This window comes from Bacillus paranthracis (assembly GCF_001883995.1).
Classification (GTDB): Bacteria; Bacillota; Bacilli; order Bacillales; family Bacillaceae_G; genus Bacillus_A; species Bacillus_A paranthracis.
This window is the reverse complement of sequence record NZ_MACE01000021.1, coordinates 1-15,959: the sequence shown is the minus strand read 5'-3', so window position 1 is coordinate 15,959 and position 15,959 is coordinate 1. Positions and strand designations below refer to the sequence as shown.

At 38.0% G+C, this 15,959-nt stretch carries 21 protein-coding genes; 2 read left to right on the top strand and 19 right to left on the bottom strand.

Going from position 1 to position 15,959, the window contains the following annotated elements; translation table 11 throughout:
- Positions 1-155 precede the first annotated feature (155 nt).
- The 19 genes from BAQ46_RS10665 to BAQ46_RS10575 form a co-directional block, all read right to left on the bottom strand.
- Entirely contained in the window at positions 156-809 is a 654-nt protein-coding gene (locus BAQ46_RS10665) for a DUF975 family protein (protein WP_000578699.1), read from the bottom strand.
- 47 nt (positions 810-856) lie between these two features.
- Positions 857-1,648: a DUF975 family protein gene (locus BAQ46_RS10660; protein ID WP_000578799.1), complete on the bottom strand. Its 792-nt coding sequence runs from the start codon at positions 1,646-1,648 to the stop codon at positions 857-859.
- A gap of 132 nt (positions 1,649-1,780) precedes the next feature.
- Positions 1,781-2,182, bottom strand: coding sequence for a F0F1 ATP synthase subunit epsilon (atpC, locus tag BAQ46_RS10655; protein WP_000847211.1), 402 nt, complete (start codon positions 2,180-2,182; stop codon positions 1,781-1,783).
- A 20-nt stretch (positions 2,183-2,202) separates the two neighbouring features.
- Complete coding sequence (gene atpD / locus BAQ46_RS10650) at positions 2,203-3,609, bottom strand: F0F1 ATP synthase subunit beta (protein ID WP_001032591.1); 1,407 nt, start codon at positions 3,607-3,609, stop codon at positions 2,203-2,205.
- 119 nt (positions 3,610-3,728) lie between these two features.
- Positions 3,729-4,589 carry a F0F1 ATP synthase subunit gamma gene (gene atpG / locus BAQ46_RS10645; RefSeq protein WP_000157696.1) on the bottom strand — a complete coding sequence of 287 codons (861 nt, stop codon included), beginning with the start codon at positions 4,587-4,589 and terminating at the stop codon, positions 3,729-3,731.
- A gap of 252 nt (positions 4,590-4,841) precedes the next feature.
- On the bottom strand, positions 4,842-6,350 hold the full coding sequence (atpA, locus tag BAQ46_RS10640; protein ID WP_000027518.1) for a F0F1 ATP synthase subunit alpha: 1,509 nt from the start codon (positions 6,348-6,350) through the stop codon (positions 4,842-4,844).
- Positions 6,351-6,361: 11 nt separating this feature from the next.
- Positions 6,362-6,904 (bottom strand): F0F1 ATP synthase subunit delta, encoded by a 543-nt coding sequence (gene atpH, locus BAQ46_RS10635; RefSeq protein ID WP_061131872.1) that lies wholly within the window; start codon positions 6,902-6,904, stop codon positions 6,362-6,364.
- Entirely contained in the window at positions 6,901-7,407 is a 507-nt protein-coding gene (atpF, locus tag BAQ46_RS10630) for a F0F1 ATP synthase subunit B (RefSeq protein ID WP_001142617.1), read from the bottom strand. The genes atpH and atpF overlap by 4 nt, the downstream gene beginning before the upstream one ends.
- Positions 7,408-7,536: 129 nt before the next feature.
- Positions 7,537-7,755, bottom strand: coding sequence for a F0F1 ATP synthase subunit C (gene atpE, locus BAQ46_RS10625; protein WP_000052064.1), 219 nt, complete (start codon positions 7,753-7,755; stop codon positions 7,537-7,539).
- Between the two features lie 56 nt (positions 7,756-7,811).
- The gene (gene atpB, locus BAQ46_RS10620; RefSeq protein ID WP_000399870.1) at positions 7,812-8,531 is read right to left on the bottom strand and encodes a F0F1 ATP synthase subunit A; all 720 of its coding nucleotides are present in this window, start codon (positions 8,529-8,531) and stop codon (positions 7,812-7,814) included.
- Between the two features lie 7 nt (positions 8,532-8,538).
- Positions 8,539-8,931, bottom strand: coding sequence for an ATP synthase subunit I (locus BAQ46_RS10615; protein WP_000567600.1), 393 nt, complete (start codon positions 8,929-8,931; stop codon positions 8,539-8,541).
- The gene (locus BAQ46_RS10610) at positions 8,931-9,155 is read right to left on the bottom strand and encodes an AtpZ/AtpI family protein (protein ID WP_001171223.1); all 225 of its coding nucleotides are present in this window, start codon (positions 9,153-9,155) and stop codon (positions 8,931-8,933) included. The genes BAQ46_RS10615 and BAQ46_RS10610 overlap by 1 nt, the downstream gene beginning before the upstream one ends.
- 26 nt (positions 9,156-9,181) lie before the next feature.
- On the bottom strand, positions 9,182-9,295 hold the full coding sequence (locus BAQ46_RS10605; protein ID WP_000232961.1) for a DUF4024 domain-containing protein: 114 nt from the start codon (positions 9,293-9,295) through the stop codon (positions 9,182-9,184).
- 378 nt (positions 9,296-9,673) lie between these two features.
- The gene (gene upp / locus BAQ46_RS10600; protein ID WP_000517539.1) at positions 9,674-10,303 is read right to left on the bottom strand and encodes a uracil phosphoribosyltransferase; all 630 of its coding nucleotides are present in this window, start codon (positions 10,301-10,303) and stop codon (positions 9,674-9,676) included.
- A gap of 271 nt (positions 10,304-10,574) precedes the next feature.
- A complete protein-coding gene (gene glyA / locus BAQ46_RS10595; RefSeq protein WP_000349817.1) occupies positions 10,575-11,816 on the bottom strand; it encodes a serine hydroxymethyltransferase in 1,242 nt (413 codons plus the stop codon).
- A gap of 216 nt (positions 11,817-12,032) precedes the next feature.
- Positions 12,033-12,605 (bottom strand): TIGR01440 family protein, encoded by a 573-nt coding sequence (locus BAQ46_RS10590; RefSeq protein WP_000136362.1) that lies wholly within the window; start codon positions 12,603-12,605, stop codon positions 12,033-12,035.
- A 66-nt stretch (positions 12,606-12,671) separates the two neighbouring features.
- Entirely contained in the window at positions 12,672-13,115 is a 444-nt protein-coding gene (rpiB, locus tag BAQ46_RS10585; protein ID WP_000869919.1) for a ribose 5-phosphate isomerase B, read from the bottom strand.
- A 95-nt stretch (positions 13,116-13,210) separates the two neighbouring features.
- A complete protein-coding gene (locus BAQ46_RS10580; RefSeq protein ID WP_071741906.1) occupies positions 13,211-13,651 on the bottom strand; it encodes a low molecular weight protein arginine phosphatase in 441 nt (146 codons plus the stop codon).
- A gap of 246 nt (positions 13,652-13,897) precedes the next feature.
- Positions 13,898-14,395, bottom strand: a complete 498-nt coding sequence (locus BAQ46_RS10575) for a PTS sugar transporter subunit IIA (RefSeq protein ID WP_000473666.1) — start codon at positions 14,393-14,395, stop codon at positions 13,898-13,900.
- Between the two features lie 387 nt (positions 14,396-14,782).
- On the opposite strand from BAQ46_RS10575, the gene BAQ46_RS10570 reads away from it, so the two are divergent.
- Together BAQ46_RS10570 and BAQ46_RS10565 are read left to right on the top strand one after the other, a co-directional pair.
- A complete protein-coding gene (locus BAQ46_RS10570) occupies positions 14,783-15,169 on the top strand; it encodes a DoxX family protein (protein WP_000968618.1) in 387 nt (128 codons plus the stop codon).
- Between the two features lie 159 nt (positions 15,170-15,328).
- Complete coding sequence (locus BAQ46_RS10565) at positions 15,329-15,940, top strand: flavin reductase family protein (RefSeq protein WP_071741905.1); 612 nt, start codon at positions 15,329-15,331, stop codon at positions 15,938-15,940.
- Positions 15,941-15,959: the final 19 nt, after the last annotated feature.

Genomic DNA, 15,959 nt, shown 5'->3' with positions numbered 1-15,959 from the left:
ATTGAATTTGCATACTTAGTATGCGAATTCAGGAGGTGTTTTTTTCATGTGCCACTATTCGGGTTCACTTCAAACCAATAACTCATACTAGGTGTTTTTATCATGCTATTTGCGGACTACACAGCTATTCATCGACGCAGAGTGTCCGACTCACTTTATAATGTCGGAATTTTTTTTTCGTAATATTCCTCTGCAATCTCTTCATAAAAAGCTGCTGACGTCGTATAAAAATATGGAATTAGCCATAAGAATCCAATCCCGAGTGTAATACAACTTAATATAAACCAACCAATAAAACTCAAACATAAAATGAAATACTCCATCTTATGTCCATCCATCATACGACGGCTTTCTGTAATCGCTTGATTTATAGAATACTCCGGGTGATCATTTATAATAAAGTACGTCATCGCATAAGAAAATGATTTAATAATGCCTGGGATAATGAACAGTAACGTCCATAAGAAAAGATAAAAATTTACTAATAAATATAATAAAAATGACTTTAAAAATCTCTTTCCCTCTGAAAACCAAATGAACACATTACCGATACTAGCTTGCTTTTCACGAAGGATATTTAAAGCAAGATAATATCCACCTAAAGTTAAAGGCCCAGTAACAAAAAATGTAAGGATATTTATTGAAATTGAATTTTTCGTTTCTTTCCAATCAAAAATTGAAGAAAATCCCCACTCAATACTAAAACTAAAAATCATGATTAGAATTGAAATAAGTAATGTCGCCCCGACAGCTAATCCCCATTTCCCTTCTAATGAATCTAATGCTTCTCCTTTTAAATCACCAATCATACGTAACCTCCTATACACAATAACTCTATTAGTATAGCATGTTCCTACTACAATTCATCTTTTGAAATATAGCGGTAAAAATGCGCTGTTGTTGTACTCACGTACGGACTAAGCCATAGAAAACCTATCCCAAGTGTAAAAATCGCTAAAATAGCCCACCCTATAAAGCTTAGCCATAAAAGAAATAGATCTAATTTATGCCCCTTCATCAGATTCTTACTTTCTTTCATTGCTTGCGAAACACTGTATTCCGGTTTTTCAACCATCACATAATATGTCATCGAATATGAAAAATACAAAATAGCCATTACAATAAACGAAATAGCTAATAAAATAAAGAAAACAATTATAAATGATGGATTTGCATTCTCATCAAGAAAACCTAATAGCCCAAATACAATCGTTCCTAACATCGGAACCCATGTACCTGTATATAACAAAATTGCAAGCATAGCCCACATTGTTTTCATCATTCTTTTAAAGCCACGAAATCCTTCAAATAAATAATCCACTCTAGCATCTTCTCGTTTGCTTATTTGTAGAAACAAATTCGTATGACCATATGTGGTAATGCCATAAGCCGCATAACTTAAAATTATCATAAGGCAGTAAAAAACCCCAAACGTAATAGCAGCTCCAATTGCCATTGTTTCTTCTTCAATTGAACCAGTTAAAATAGATGCTAAAATAAATATTATAACTCCCGGAATTAATACTATAAGCATTACAGCCATTGAAACGACGTAACTTACAATATGATATAAAATCGTTGATCCAACACCTAGTCCCCATTTTCCTTTTAAAGAGTGCAATGCTTCTCGCTTCATTTCACCGATCATTTATTCATCCCCTTTATAAATTGTTGTACATTCTCTACTTATACGAGCACCAATATAATTATACCATTTTTGTAAAATTATCCATTAACTACATAAAAAAAATCCGTAAAGGCTTTGCCTTTACGGATTTTTTTATTTCATATCGGAAACGTTTAAACGGTTCACAGCGCGTTGTAATGCCATTTCTGCACGTTTAAAGTCAACATGTGCTTGTTTATCTTGCAGACGTTGCTCAGCACGACGCTTCGCTTCATTTGCACGATGGATATCGATATGGTTTGCTTCTTCAGCAGATGATGATAATACAGTTACTTTATCTGGACGAACTTCGATAAAGCCACCACTTACCGCTACATAATCAGTGTGTCCACCATTTTTCAGACGAACTGCACTAATTTTTAATGGTGCAACAGTTGGAATGTGACCTGGTAAAATCCCCATTTCCCCACTCTCTGCTTTTACACTTACCATTTCTACTTCTTTTTCGTAAACCGGTCCATCAGGAGTTACAATACTGACTGGAAATGTCTTCATACTTCGTCCCTCCTAAGGCCTTACGCCATCATTTTCTTCGCGTTTTCAATAACTTCTTCAATGCCACCAACTAAGCGGAATGCATCTTCTGGAAGGTCATCATATTTTCCTTCTAGAATTTCTTTGAAACCACGAACTGTGTCTTTTACAGGTACGTAAGAACCTTTTTGACCTGTAAACTGCTCCGCTACGTGGAAGTTTTGAGATAAGAAGAATTGAATACGACGAGCACGATGTACAACTAACTTATCTTCTTCAGATAACTCATCCATACCTAAGATAGCAATGATATCTTGAAGCTCTTTGTAACGTTGTAAAGTTTGCTGTACTTGACGAGCCACTTCATAATGCTCTTCTCCTACGATTTCTGGAGAAAGTGCACGAGATGTAGATGCTAATGGATCTACGGCTGGGTAAATACCCATTTGTGTTAAACGACGCTCTAAGTTTGTTGTTGCATCTAAGTGAGCGAACGTTGTAGCTGGTGCTGGGTCAGTATAGTCATCGGCTGGTACATATACCGCTTGGATAGACGTGATAGACCCTTTATTTGTAGATGTAATACGCTCTTGTAATTGCCCCATTTCTGTTGCAAGTGTTGGTTGGTAACCTACCGCAGATGGCATACGGCCAAGAAGGGCAGATACTTCAGAACCTGCTTGCGTGAAACGGAAGATATTATCGATGAACAGAAGTACGTCTTGTCCTTGCTCATCACGGAAATATTCAGCCATTGTTAAGCCTGTTAATGCAACACGTTGACGTGCTCCAGGTGGCTCGTTCATTTGTCCGAATACCATCGCAGTTTTCTTAATTACGCCAGAATCGCTCATTTCGTGGTATAAGTCATTACCCTCACGAGTACGCTCACCTACACCAGCGAATACAGAGATACCACCGTGCTCTTGTGCGATGTTGTTGATTAACTCCTGAATTAATACTGTTTTACCTACACCGGCACCACCGAATAGGCCGATCTTACCACCCTTAATGTAAGGAGCAAGTAAGTCTACTACTTTAATACCAGTTTCAAGAATTTCTACTTTAGTAGATAATTCTTCGAATGCAGGTGCTTGACGGTGAATTGGATCACGGCGTACATCCGCAGGAACCTCACCATCTAAGTCAATAGCATCACCTAATACGTTAAATACGCGACCAAGTGTTGCATCACCAACTGGTACAGAGATTGCTTTACCAGTATCTTCTACTTCTGTGCCACGAACAAGTCCATCTGTGGAAGACATCGCAACTGTACGAACTGTATCATCACCTAAATGAAGTGCAACTTCAAATGTTAAGTTAAGTTCACCGTTTTCGTTGCTCTGTTTTACCGTAAGGGCGTTGTAGATTTCTGGTAGCTTTCCGCCATCAAACTTAACGTCTACAACCGGACCCATGATTTGCGTAACGCGCCCTTTATTCATCGGGTTCCCTCCTAGCTTTCTTTTAATTAGCTAACTTTCTACGAGCAGCTAGCTTTTCATTTTTTATTAGTTTATAGCTTACGCGACTCTTTTGACAGAGCCGCCTACGCTTTTTATTACTATTCTAACGCTGCTGCTCCACCAACGATTTCCGTAATTTCTTGCGTAATCGCTGCCTGACGCGCACGGTTGAATGAAAGTGTAAGTGAATCGATAACTTCCATTGCGTTGTCTGTAGCACTCTTCATTGCTGTCATACGCGCTGCGTGCTCACTTGCTTTACCGTCTAGTAATGCACCGTACACTAAGCTTTCTGCGTATTGTGGCAATAGTACTTTTAAAATTTCTTCTTCAGAAGGTTCGAATTCATAAGCTGTCGTCGGTTTATCAGACGCCACATCAGTAAGCGGTAAAATTTTATTTTCCGTTACTTCTTGTGAAATTTTACTTACGTAATGGTTGTAGTAAATATACAGCTCATCATAAGCACCATCTGCGAACATCGCAATTGCTCGAGAAGCAAGGTCTTTAATATCAGTAAATGATGGGTGATCAGATAATCCAACTACTTCATCAATGATGTTAAAGCCGCGACGTTTTAAATAATCACGTCCTAGTCGTCCAAGCACAATAATTGAATATTGGTTTGAATCCATATTATGACGTTCACGAATTACGTTACTTACTGTACGTAATACGTTACTGTTATAACCACCTGCTAGTCCGCGATCAGATGTAATAACGATGTATCCTGTACGCTTTACAGGACGCGCATTTAGCATTGGATGATTAATTCCTTTACTTCCTTGCGCAATGCTCGCTACTACTTCTTGAATCTTTTCCATATACGGAACGAAAGATTTAGCATTTTGCTCTGCACGGTTTAACTTAGATGCAGATACCATCTCCATCGCTTTCGTAATTTGACTCGTTTTCTTTGTCGAGTTAATCTTCGCTTTTATATCGCGTAAAGATGCCACAGGTTTTCACCACCTTTTTTCCGGAAGTTGGCACGATTAGTAAGAATCCTCTTCCTAATCTACGTTGCAAGATATTCTTGCTCATGATTGAAGGAAAAGAATAGGTGCACCTACTCTTTTCCTTTACATAACCGTCAGCAATCTCAGAAATTGAGATGCCTTTATATATTATCTAGCTCCAGCGGCTTCCGCTTTTATTAATCTAGTTCCGCCTCTTAGCCGATGGGGCTAAACAGTCGGCTTCACTTTTTATTATTCAGAAGCTACGAATACTTTTTTAAATCCGTTAATTGCTGCTGCAAATTTGTCGTCATCCGCAAGTTTCTTAGTTGTGCGGATTTCTTCTAATAAGTCAGTCGCATTAGAATCTAACCAAGCATGGAATTCTTCTTCGAAACGAGTGATATCTACTACTGGGATATCATCTAGGAATCCACGTGTTAAAGCGTAAAGAATGATAACTTGTTTCTCTACACGTAACGGTTTGTGTAATCCTTGTTTTAATACCTCAACAGTACGAGCACCACGGTTTAGTTTCGCTTGAGTTGCTTTATCTAGGTCAGAACCGAACTGAGCGAACGCTTCTAACTCACGGTAAGATGCAAGGTCAAGACGAAGTGTACCTGATACTTTACTCATTGCTTTAATCTGAGCAGATCCACCTACACGAGATACAGAAGTACCCGCATCGATCGCTGGACGTACGCCAGAGAAGAATAGGTCAGATTGTAAGAAGATTTGTCCATCCGTAATTGAAATTACGTTTGTTGGGATGTAAGCTGATACGTCCCCTGCTTGTGTTTCGATGAAAGGTAGTGCAGTTAAAGAACCGCCGCCTTTTGCATCACTTAATTTTGCTGCACGCTCTAATAAGCGAGAATGTAAGTAGAATACATCCCCTGGGTAAGCTTCACGACCTGGAGGACGACGTAATAGTAATGACAGCTCACGGTAAGCTGCTGCTTGTTTTGATAAGTCATCATATACTACTAATACGTGTTTACCATTGTACATGAACTCTTCACCCATTGTTACACCAGCGTAAGGAGCTAGGTATAATAATGGAGCTGGTTGAGAAGCAGATGCAGTTACAACGATTGTGTACTCTAATGCACCATGCTTACGTAGTGTTTCTACTACGTTACGTACAGTTGATTCTTTTTGTCCGATAGCTACGTAAATACAAATCATATCTTCATCTTTTTGGTTAATGATTGTATCTAGTGCAACTGCTGTTTTACCTGTTTGACGGTCACCGATGATTAACTCACGTTGACCACGGCCAATTGGTACAAGAGCGTCAATCGCTTTAATACCTGTTTGAAGTGGCTCATGAACAGATTTACGATCCATTACACCTGGTGCTGGACTTTCGATTGGACGAGTGTTTGTTGTATTGATTGGGCCTAAACCATCAACTGGTTGACCTAATGGGTTTACAACACGACCAATTAGTTCTTTTCCTACTGGTACTTGCATGATGCGACCAGTACGACGAACTTCGTCACCTTCACGGATTTCTGTGTAAGGTCCTAAAATGATAATACCTACGTTGTTTTCCTCTAAATTTTGTGCTAGTCCCATAACGCCGTTAGAGAACTCTACAAGTTCACCAGCCATAACGTTATCAAGACCATGAGCACGCGCGATACCGTCACCAACTTGGATAACTGTACCAACATCACTAACTTCGATTTCAGACTGATAGTTCTCGATTTGTTGCTTTATCAGTGCGCTAATTTCTTCAGCTCTGATGCTCATGTGCTTCACCCCTATCTATTCTTCATTAATTCACGCTGAATACGTGCTAATTTTCCTTGTAAACTTCCGTCATAAATGCGATTTCCAATACGTACTTTAATGCCGCCTAGTAAATCTTCATCTACAACATTTTTTACGCGAATTGCATCTTTTCCTGTTCTCTTTGCAAATGCTTCTGCAATGTTAAGCTTCTCTTCTTCTGATAGAAGACGAGTAGAATATACAGTTGCGTCCGCTACGTTACGTTCTTCATTAGCAAGAACAACATATTCATCTGCAATTTCAGGTAAGATATCAATGCGCTTGTTATCAATTAAAATATATAACGTATTTAAAATAGATTCAGAAACAGACCCGAATACGTTTGCAAGAAACGTTTTCTTTTGTTCCTTTGAAATGTTCGGTTGCGTTAAAAAGCTATGTAGTTCTCCGTTCTTTATATAAACGTTTTGTACAAGGCGTAATTCCTCTTCAAACATTTCTAATACGTGTTTTTCTTTAGCAATTTTAAAAAGAGCGACAGCATAACGTTTTGCTACAATCCCATTGCTCATCGCGCTTCTCCTACTTCTTTAATATAATCGCGAATTAACTTCACTTGATCTTCTTCTTTTAATTCTTTTTCAATTACTTTAGAAGCAATTTGAACAGATAAAGAAGCAACTTGTTCTTGTAAAGCAGCAATCGCTTGCTCTTTTTCGCGTTGAATTTCTTGTACAGCAGATGCTTTAATTGATTCTGCTTCTTCTTTCGCAGCAGCAACAATAGCATCTTTTTGATCTACAGCTTGTTTTTTCGCTCTTTCGATTAACTCTTGTGCTTCAACACGTGATTGTTTTAACATTTCACGTTGTTCTTCTACTAACTTCTTCGCTTCAGCGTTACTTCTTTCTGCAGCGTCGATTTCATTAGTAACATGCTCTTCACGTTCTTTCATAATCCCCATTAAAGGACCCCACGCGAATTTGCGTAGCATTACTAATAGAAGTAAGAAAATGAACAATGTATAAGCAATCGTTCCAAATGGAATGGCAGCCCCTAATAATAAAGTTGGCACAAGGATTCACTCCCTTCAAAATATCTAAATTGATCATATGAAAAAAAAAGACATACGTTTCGTTCATAAAGCAATGGCGAAGAAAGTTCGGAAAAACACTCTTCGCCATCTATGTAAGGGGAGTCTCCCTTATTTGTTCATTACGATGAATGCAATAACTACACCGATGATTGGAAGTGCCTCAACTAAAGCAACCCCGATGAACATAATTGTTTGAAGTGCGCCTTTTAATTCTGGTTGACGAGCAACACCTTCGATTGTACGTGATACGATAAGACCGTTACCAATACCTGCACCTAATGCTGATAAACCAATTGCAATTGCAGCTGCGATTACACCTAAACTCATTTAATTTGTCCTCCTTTGTATTATAAAAAAATAAATTTTTTCTTACTTAAATTATATTAATGGTCATGACTTACTTTATGAGCCATATAAACCATCGTTAACATAACGAAAATAAATGCTTGGATTGATCCAACGAATACACTGAATCCCATCCATGCTAACATCGGCACAAGTGCACCTAATGCTCCAAGGAATGATGCTCCGCCCAGCTTAGCAAGTAATCCTAATAAGATCTCACCTGCATAAATGTTACCAAATAAACGAAGACCTAACGTTAATGTGTTAGCAAACTCCTCAATAACCTTTAATGGGAATAAGAATTTCATAGGTTGGAAATAACCTTTTACGTATTCTTTCGTACCCTTCATCTTAATTCCATAATAATGGGTGAGGGTAACTACCATCACGGCTAATGTTAATGTAACTGCTGGATCAGACGTTGGTGATCTCCACCATGCAATATGTTCGCCAGCTTCAGTTGCTGAATACATGAATGGTAAACCAAGGAAGTTCGATACGATGATAAACATGATAAGCGTAACGCCAAGCGTTAAGAAACGTCCACCTGTTTTCCAGTCCATCGTACTATTGATAATCCCTTTCACGAAGTCAAACACCCATTCCATGAAGTTTTGCATTCCTGTTGGGCGAAGAGCTAAGCTGCGAGTTCCGATAACAGCGATTAAGAAAACAATAACTGCTGCTACAGTAACCATCATAACTGATGACAAATCGAACGTTAAACCTAGAAATTCAACTAATTTACCGTGTTCCACTAGTAATTCACCTCTCTTCCCTGCTCTTATACTCTAAATAAAGAAAATCTATGATCATGACAAGGTATCCTGTCAGCAATCCTACACCTAAGCCCCACATCGCAATTAACTCTTGATATTTGGCTGCAAATAAAATTAATAACCCAATCGTGGCGAATCTTGAATATGTACTTACCGCTGTCGCCTTAAACTTCACGTTTTCTCCATTTGTCACGCGATCCAACAGCTTGTCTGTCCTACGTGCAATGATGCGCAAACTAAGAAAACTGAAAATCGTTCCGATAATCAGTCCAAGAAATACATCCTTGTAAGAGGTGAATCCCCATCCTAGCACTAGAAGCGCAAGCAAGTAGTACATATATTTCTTTTGTCTTTGGACAAGTCCATGTACGTCTATCATCATTGCTCTCCCGAATAGTAATGTCGAATGAGTCGAATCATTGCGTATACCCCTGTTCCTAATCCGAGTAATAACCCTATAATAAGAAACAATGGAAACGTTCCAACCTTATTATCAATCCACTGCCCACCAAAGATCCCAACAAGAATAGAACCGACTAACTGAGCAAGAATACCTGACATTAAAGCATAAGCTTTTATATGGCTGCGATCGTTTTTTTGCAAGGATTCATCCCTCCAATATGTAGCCCTCATTCACGATGTGTTAATAATAACTCATTTTTTTGCATAAATCCTATACAAAATAAAAAGTTTACATTTTCGTCACGGAATAGATGTATTTTTGTCACTGAAAGCCCTACCATCTATCCCCGTTGTTAGCATACAATAGGGTATTAACAGTGTCAACGAGAAATCGTAAAAAATCAAAAAATTTGAGTATTAGTCATTTCCTCCCAAAAATGAAAACGTTCCCCTTCTAAATACTGGTTAGAGATATGCAATTTCTAACAGTTTTCTCTTTATAATAGAAGGAAATGTTCACAAGTTTGTCACTATTATATTTTTACGATATAACGCTTTCCTTCCATAATATAGTGCTCTTTAGACGTAAGACTTCTATATTATATGTGATGTGTATACAACTTATGTTGTATATACTATGTATATTTATCCTCTCCCCTCCCCTACTTGCTTACATCAAAAAAAGACGAGCTGAGGAATCCCCCTGCTCGTCAGTTGTCTTACTTCGTTCCGAATAAACGGTCACCAGCATCACCAAGACCTGGTACTACATATCCGTGGTCATTTAATTTCTCATCTAATGCTGCTACATAAATATCAACATCAGGATGTTCTTCTTGTACTACTTTTACTCCTTCTGGAGCTGCAACGATACACATTAATTTAATTTGTTTTGCGCCGCGCTTTTTCAGAGAGTTAATTGCTTCAGCTGCAGAACCACCTGTTGCTAGCATCGGATCTAGTACGATAAAGTCACGCTCTTCTACATCCGTTGGAAGTTTCACATAGTATTCTACCGGTTGCAATGTTTTAGGGTCGCGGTATAAGCCAACGTGTCCTACTTTTGCTGCTGGAATTAATTTCAGAATTCCATCAACCATTCCTAAACCTGCACGTAAAATCGGAATTAAACCAAGTTTTTTACCAGCGATCACTTTTGTTGTCGCTTTGCTTACAGGAGTCTCAATTTCAATGTCTTTAAGTGGAAGGTCGCGAGTAATTTCAAAAGCCATTAAGCTTGCTACTTCGTCCACTAATTCACGAAAATCTTTCGTACCTGTATTCTTGTCGCGAATATATGTAATCTTATGTTGAATTAACGGGTGATCAAATACATACAGTTTTCCCATGTGAATCTCTCCTTTAGATGATATTCATGCGTTTGCACGCTTTTTTACACTATTTACGATTGTAAAGAAAACGCTACTAATATTCAAGGGCAAATTTGGAAAAGTCATGATTTCCGATGAATCTATCTAGTATCTTTACCAATTATGGGAGCTGTATCCTTCATTATATCGCCAAAATTTATTCATCATTTGTATACATACTTAAAGAACAATATATGTCCACAAAAAAAACTGCCAAAACAATTATGTCTCAGCAGTCTTCTTCAATCTATTATAGATTTGGATACATTGGGAATTTGCTCGTTAACGCTTCTACACGCTTACGTGCTTCTTCTAATGCAGCTTCATTTTCATGATTTTTTAATGTGTAAGCAATAAGTGACGCAATTTCATCCATTTCTTCTAAACCGAAACCACGAGATGTTACAGCTGCTGTACCGATACGTACACCACTTGTTACAAATGGGCTTGCTGTTTCAAATGGAATTGTATTTTTGTTCACTGTAATACCAACTTCGTCTAATACGTGCTCTGCTACTTTACCTGTGATTTCTAGGTTACGAACATCAATTAGGATTAAGTGATTGTCTGTTCCACCAGAAACAAGTGTAAGTCCTTCTTTTTGAAGACCTTCAGCTAAGCGGTTCGCATTGTTAATTATATTTTGTGCATATGTTTTGAAATCATCTTGAAGTGCCTCACCAAACGCAACAGCTTTTGCAGCGATTACGTGCATAAGTGGACCACCTTGAATACCAGGGAAGATTGATTTATCAATTTGTTTTGCAAATTGCTCTTCACATAAAATCATACCACCACGTGGACCACGTAATGTTTTATGTGTTGTTGTTGTAACGAAATGTGCATGTGGCACTGGATTTGGATGTAAACCAGCCGCTACTAAACCTGCGATATGTGCCATATCAACCATTAAGTATGCGCCCACTTCATCTGCAATCTCACGGAATCGTTTGAAATCGATAACACGAGGGTATGCACTTGCACCTGCAACGATTAATTTTGGTTTATGTTCTTTCGCTTTTGCTAATACATCATCGTAATTAATACGGTGAGATTCAGCATCCACGCCATATTCTACGAAATTATATTGTACTCCACTGAAGTTAACAGGGCTTCCGTGTGTTAAGTGACCACCATGAGATAAATTCATACCAAGTACTGTATCGCCTTGCTCTAAAATCGTGAAGTATACTGCCATGTTCGCTTGTGCACCAGAATGCGGTTGAACATTTACGTGCTCTGCGCCGAAAATTTCTTTTACGCGATCACGTGCGATATCTTCTACTACGTCTACATGTTCACAACCACCATAGTAACGTTTCCCAGGATATCCTTCAGCATACTTATTCGTTAAAACAGAACCTTGCGCCTCCATTACTGCTTCACTTACGAAGTTTTCCGAAGCAATTAACTCAATCTTCGAACGCTGTCTTCCTAGTTCTGCCTCAATTGCAGCAAATACCTTTTCATCTTGACGTTTTAAATGATCCACCAAAATCCCCCTTTTCTGAACGAATTACATCGATTCCCAACAGTTTTTTCTTATTTATTCAGAAAAAACGAAAATTCAGGTTGTAATTCTTTCGAACCTTCATGTTTTCAACTACATTCTAACATGACTTTCTATATCATAAAAGAAAAAAAAGACCGAAAATCGGTCTTTTCTTTCTTCTATAATAAAGTCAGACAACATACCTTATTCATAACTTTAACGGCAAGTGATAGTCTCTTCCTTCGCCGCATAAACAGCACGTGCTCCACCAATTAGCTTTCCACGTGTTGTTGCCATCGTTACATGTGCACTTCCAATTTCCTTCACACTAGTACGAACCGGAACAGCTACGTGCTTTAAATGCATACCGATAAATGTATCACCAATATCCATTCCCGCATCTGCTTTAATAAACTCAATTACTACCGGATCTTTCAAATTGTGATAAGCATATGTTGCTAATGCACCACCTGCTGATCTAACAGGCGTAACTGTTACAATTTCAAATTGATATTTCATCGCCAACTCTTTCTCAACTACTAAAGCACGGTTTAAATGCTCACAACATTGAAACGCCAACTCAATACCTGTTTGTTCTTGAAATTGTTTTAACTCAGAAAAAATCGCCTCTGCTACTTCCATCGTTCCTGATGTCCCAATTCTTTCTCCTAGCACTTCGCTCGTACTACACCCCACTACAAAAATTTGACCACTTTGTAATGAAGCTTGTTCTTGGAAATCAGAAAGCGAAATTTGTAGCTGTTCTCTTACCTTTACGATTTCTGTCATTACGCCTCTTCCTTTCACAGGTTGGTTCACCAAATTATATTTCCTACTGCTTCTAGTTAGAATCTATTACTTTGCTTCGTATGTTTTAATTTTTCCTACGCGGTTTTCGTGACGGCCGCCTTCAAATTCAGTTGTTAACCAAATTTTTGCGATGTCGCGTGCTAGACCAGCACCAATTACACGCTCGCCCATTGCTAACATGTTTGTATCGTTATGCTCTCTCGTTGCTCTCGCACTGAAAGTATCATGAACTAACGCACAACGAATACCATTTACTTTGTTTGCAGCAATTGACATACCGATGCCTGTCCCACAAACTAAAATACCACGATCTACTTCGCCATTTGCTACCATTTCCGCTGCTGGAAACGCAAAATCAGGGTAATCAACAGAACCAGCTTCACATTCACAACCTAAATCAATATATTCAATATTTAACTCTTCTAATAAACTTACAAGTTCTTTACGGATATTCATACCGCCGTGATCAGATGCTACTACTACTTTCATTTTTACCCCTCCAAAGTTTCAATCCATTATCTTCATTCTCACTTAATCCTTTAATGGGACGAAGTGATCTCCAATATCGTATTATACACGAAACATCAACCTTCTGAATGTTTTTTCAGTAAAGTTTGTACAAGTTTTTCCATCTCTGCTAATGTTTCTTTATAAATAGAGAGAGATCCGCCGAACGGATCTGAAATATCCTTACTCATCCCCTCAGTTACTCCATATAATGTATCTACTTTCCCTTCAACACTTGGATAATGCCCAAGGATAATTTCCTTATGGTTTTCCGTCATTGTTACTACAATATCTGCCCAATCAATTAAGGCTTCGTTTACCTGCTGCGAAGCATGATCGATTGCAATTCCCTTTTCAGCTAAAGCTTCCTTTGCATGTACCGACGCATCACTTCCAGGATAGGCGAAAACACCAGCAGATTGCACTTCAAACTTACCTTCTCCATAATGGCGCAGTAACGCCTCAGCCATCGGACTACGGCATGTATTTCCAGTGCAAACAAATAATACTCGTTTCATCTAAACCCACCCCTTTTCTCTATTTCCTTCCTTTTATCATAGCGTACATTACAATAGAACAAAAGAAATGTGAATATACGAAAGGCGCATTTCTCTTATATTTTTTCTAAGAAAAATGCGCCTTATCCACATATATGTGAAACCCTATTTCCAAGTGCCCAAAGTATTTTACCATATATAAGGAACAGACTACAAAACAAAATAAGGAATCCATTTCATACGAAACGGATTCCTTTCATGTGATAATTATTTCATTGTAACTTTCATTACTTCTGTTGAACCTTTTGTAGCAGTTACACCTACAGTTGTCTTAATAGACTCAGCTGCATCTGTGTTTGTAATAACGATTGGAGTAATTGTGCTTTTCGCTTTTTCACGAATTAATTCTAAGTCGAATGAGATTAATTTATCTCCAGCTTTTACAGCTTGTCCTTCAGAAACGTGAGCTTCAAAACCTTCGCCTTCCATTTTTACAGTTTCTAATCCAACGTGGATTAAAATTTCTGTACCGTTTTTCGCTTTAATTCCAATTGCATGTTTCGTGTGGAATAATTGTACGATTTCGCCATCAACTGGAGATACAACTACACCTTCAGTAGGATCGATTGCAACACCGTCACCCATCATACGACCAGCGAATACTGGATCTGGTACTTCTTCAATATTTTTCACCGCTCCAGTTAATGGAGCTACAATTGTTTCTTCATTTGTTTTTGAACCAAGACCGAATAATTTTTTAAACATAGGATAGTCCTCCTTATAATTTACCTAAAAGTTTATAGGGCAATCTCTATTAAAGATCAGAATAAACGTAAGACTTCATACTTCGAATATTATACTGTAAAAACGCTTTCGAAATAAATTACGTCATTACTACTAGACTCTTATTGTAGCGTCTCACAAAATTCCAGTCAATTCTGATTGTCTGAATAACAATAAGAAGTTAACTTCTACTTATATTTTCTCTTTTTTTACCTAACTTGTCTAGAGGTCTTTACTACATTTTATTTTTTGTTGTTAATTTGTAAAATTTTTTTCAAACTTTTTTCGAAATCCACTTGACTAAAGTAAGTAACTATTTTATTATTACTTACGTAAGGTAAGTTAATAACTTTTAGGAGGTTTTCAAAAATGATGGATTTCGGTCTTCTTATTATTCGTCTTATTATAGGTATTACATTCATGGGTCATGGTGCTCAAAAATTATTTGGTTGGTTCGGCGGTTACGGTTTAAAAGGAACAGGTGGCTGGATGGAATCAATCGGTTTACGCCCTGGTGTATTTATGGCATTTATGGCTGGCGCAACTGAACTATTAGGTGGTTTCTTATTCGCATCAGGTATTTTCACTGCAATCGGTTCATTATTTATCGTTGGAACAATGTTAATGGCGATCTTCACTGTTCATGGAAAAAACGGTTACTGGGTAACTCAAAATGGATATGAATATAACTTAATGTTAATCGCTGTTGCTATCGGTGTAGCTTTAATCGGTCCTGGCGCATACGTTTTACTATAATTTTTATCTTGAATTCGAGATTATTTAGGTGGAACTTACTTCATTGTGGTTGAAGTAAGTTCTTTTTATGTAATAAAAATATTATTTTCAGCAGGAGTTTTCCACTAACATCTTGTAAACAAACAATAAGTCGTCATATTTAGAAAGGGGATTTCAATCATGTTATCCATTAATCCAAATGAACAATCGGAAAAAGAGAATTACAAATTACTTACAGGAAGTATTATTCCACGCCCTGTCGCATTCGTTACTTCTGTAACAAAAGACGACGTATTAAATGGAGCACCATATAGTTATTTCAATATTGTTGCTGCTAATCCGCCACTTATCTCAGTTTCTGTACAACGAAAAGCTGGAGAAAGAAAAGACACTTCCCGAAACGCAATTGAAAAAGGAGAATTTGTCGTACATATCTCTGATGAATCATATGTAGCGGCAATTAACGAAACAGCAGCAAATCTCCCTCCAAATGAAAGTGAAATTGAATTAGCAAAATTAACACCAATTGAAAGTGATGTCATCTCCGTTCCAGGTGTAAAAGAAGCAAATATTCGAATGGAATGCGTACTAGAACGCGCAATCCCCCTTGGCGGAACAGAAGACTCACCAGCTTGCGATCTACTAATTGGACGCGTCGTTCGCTTCCACGTCGCAGAACACCTATACGAAAAAGGACGCATTCATGCCGAAGGACTAAAACCAGTAAGCCGCCTAGCAGGACACAACTACGCAAAACTAGGAGAACAATTTGAATTAGTGAGGCCAATCTAAAAGCGGAAGCGGCTCGTTC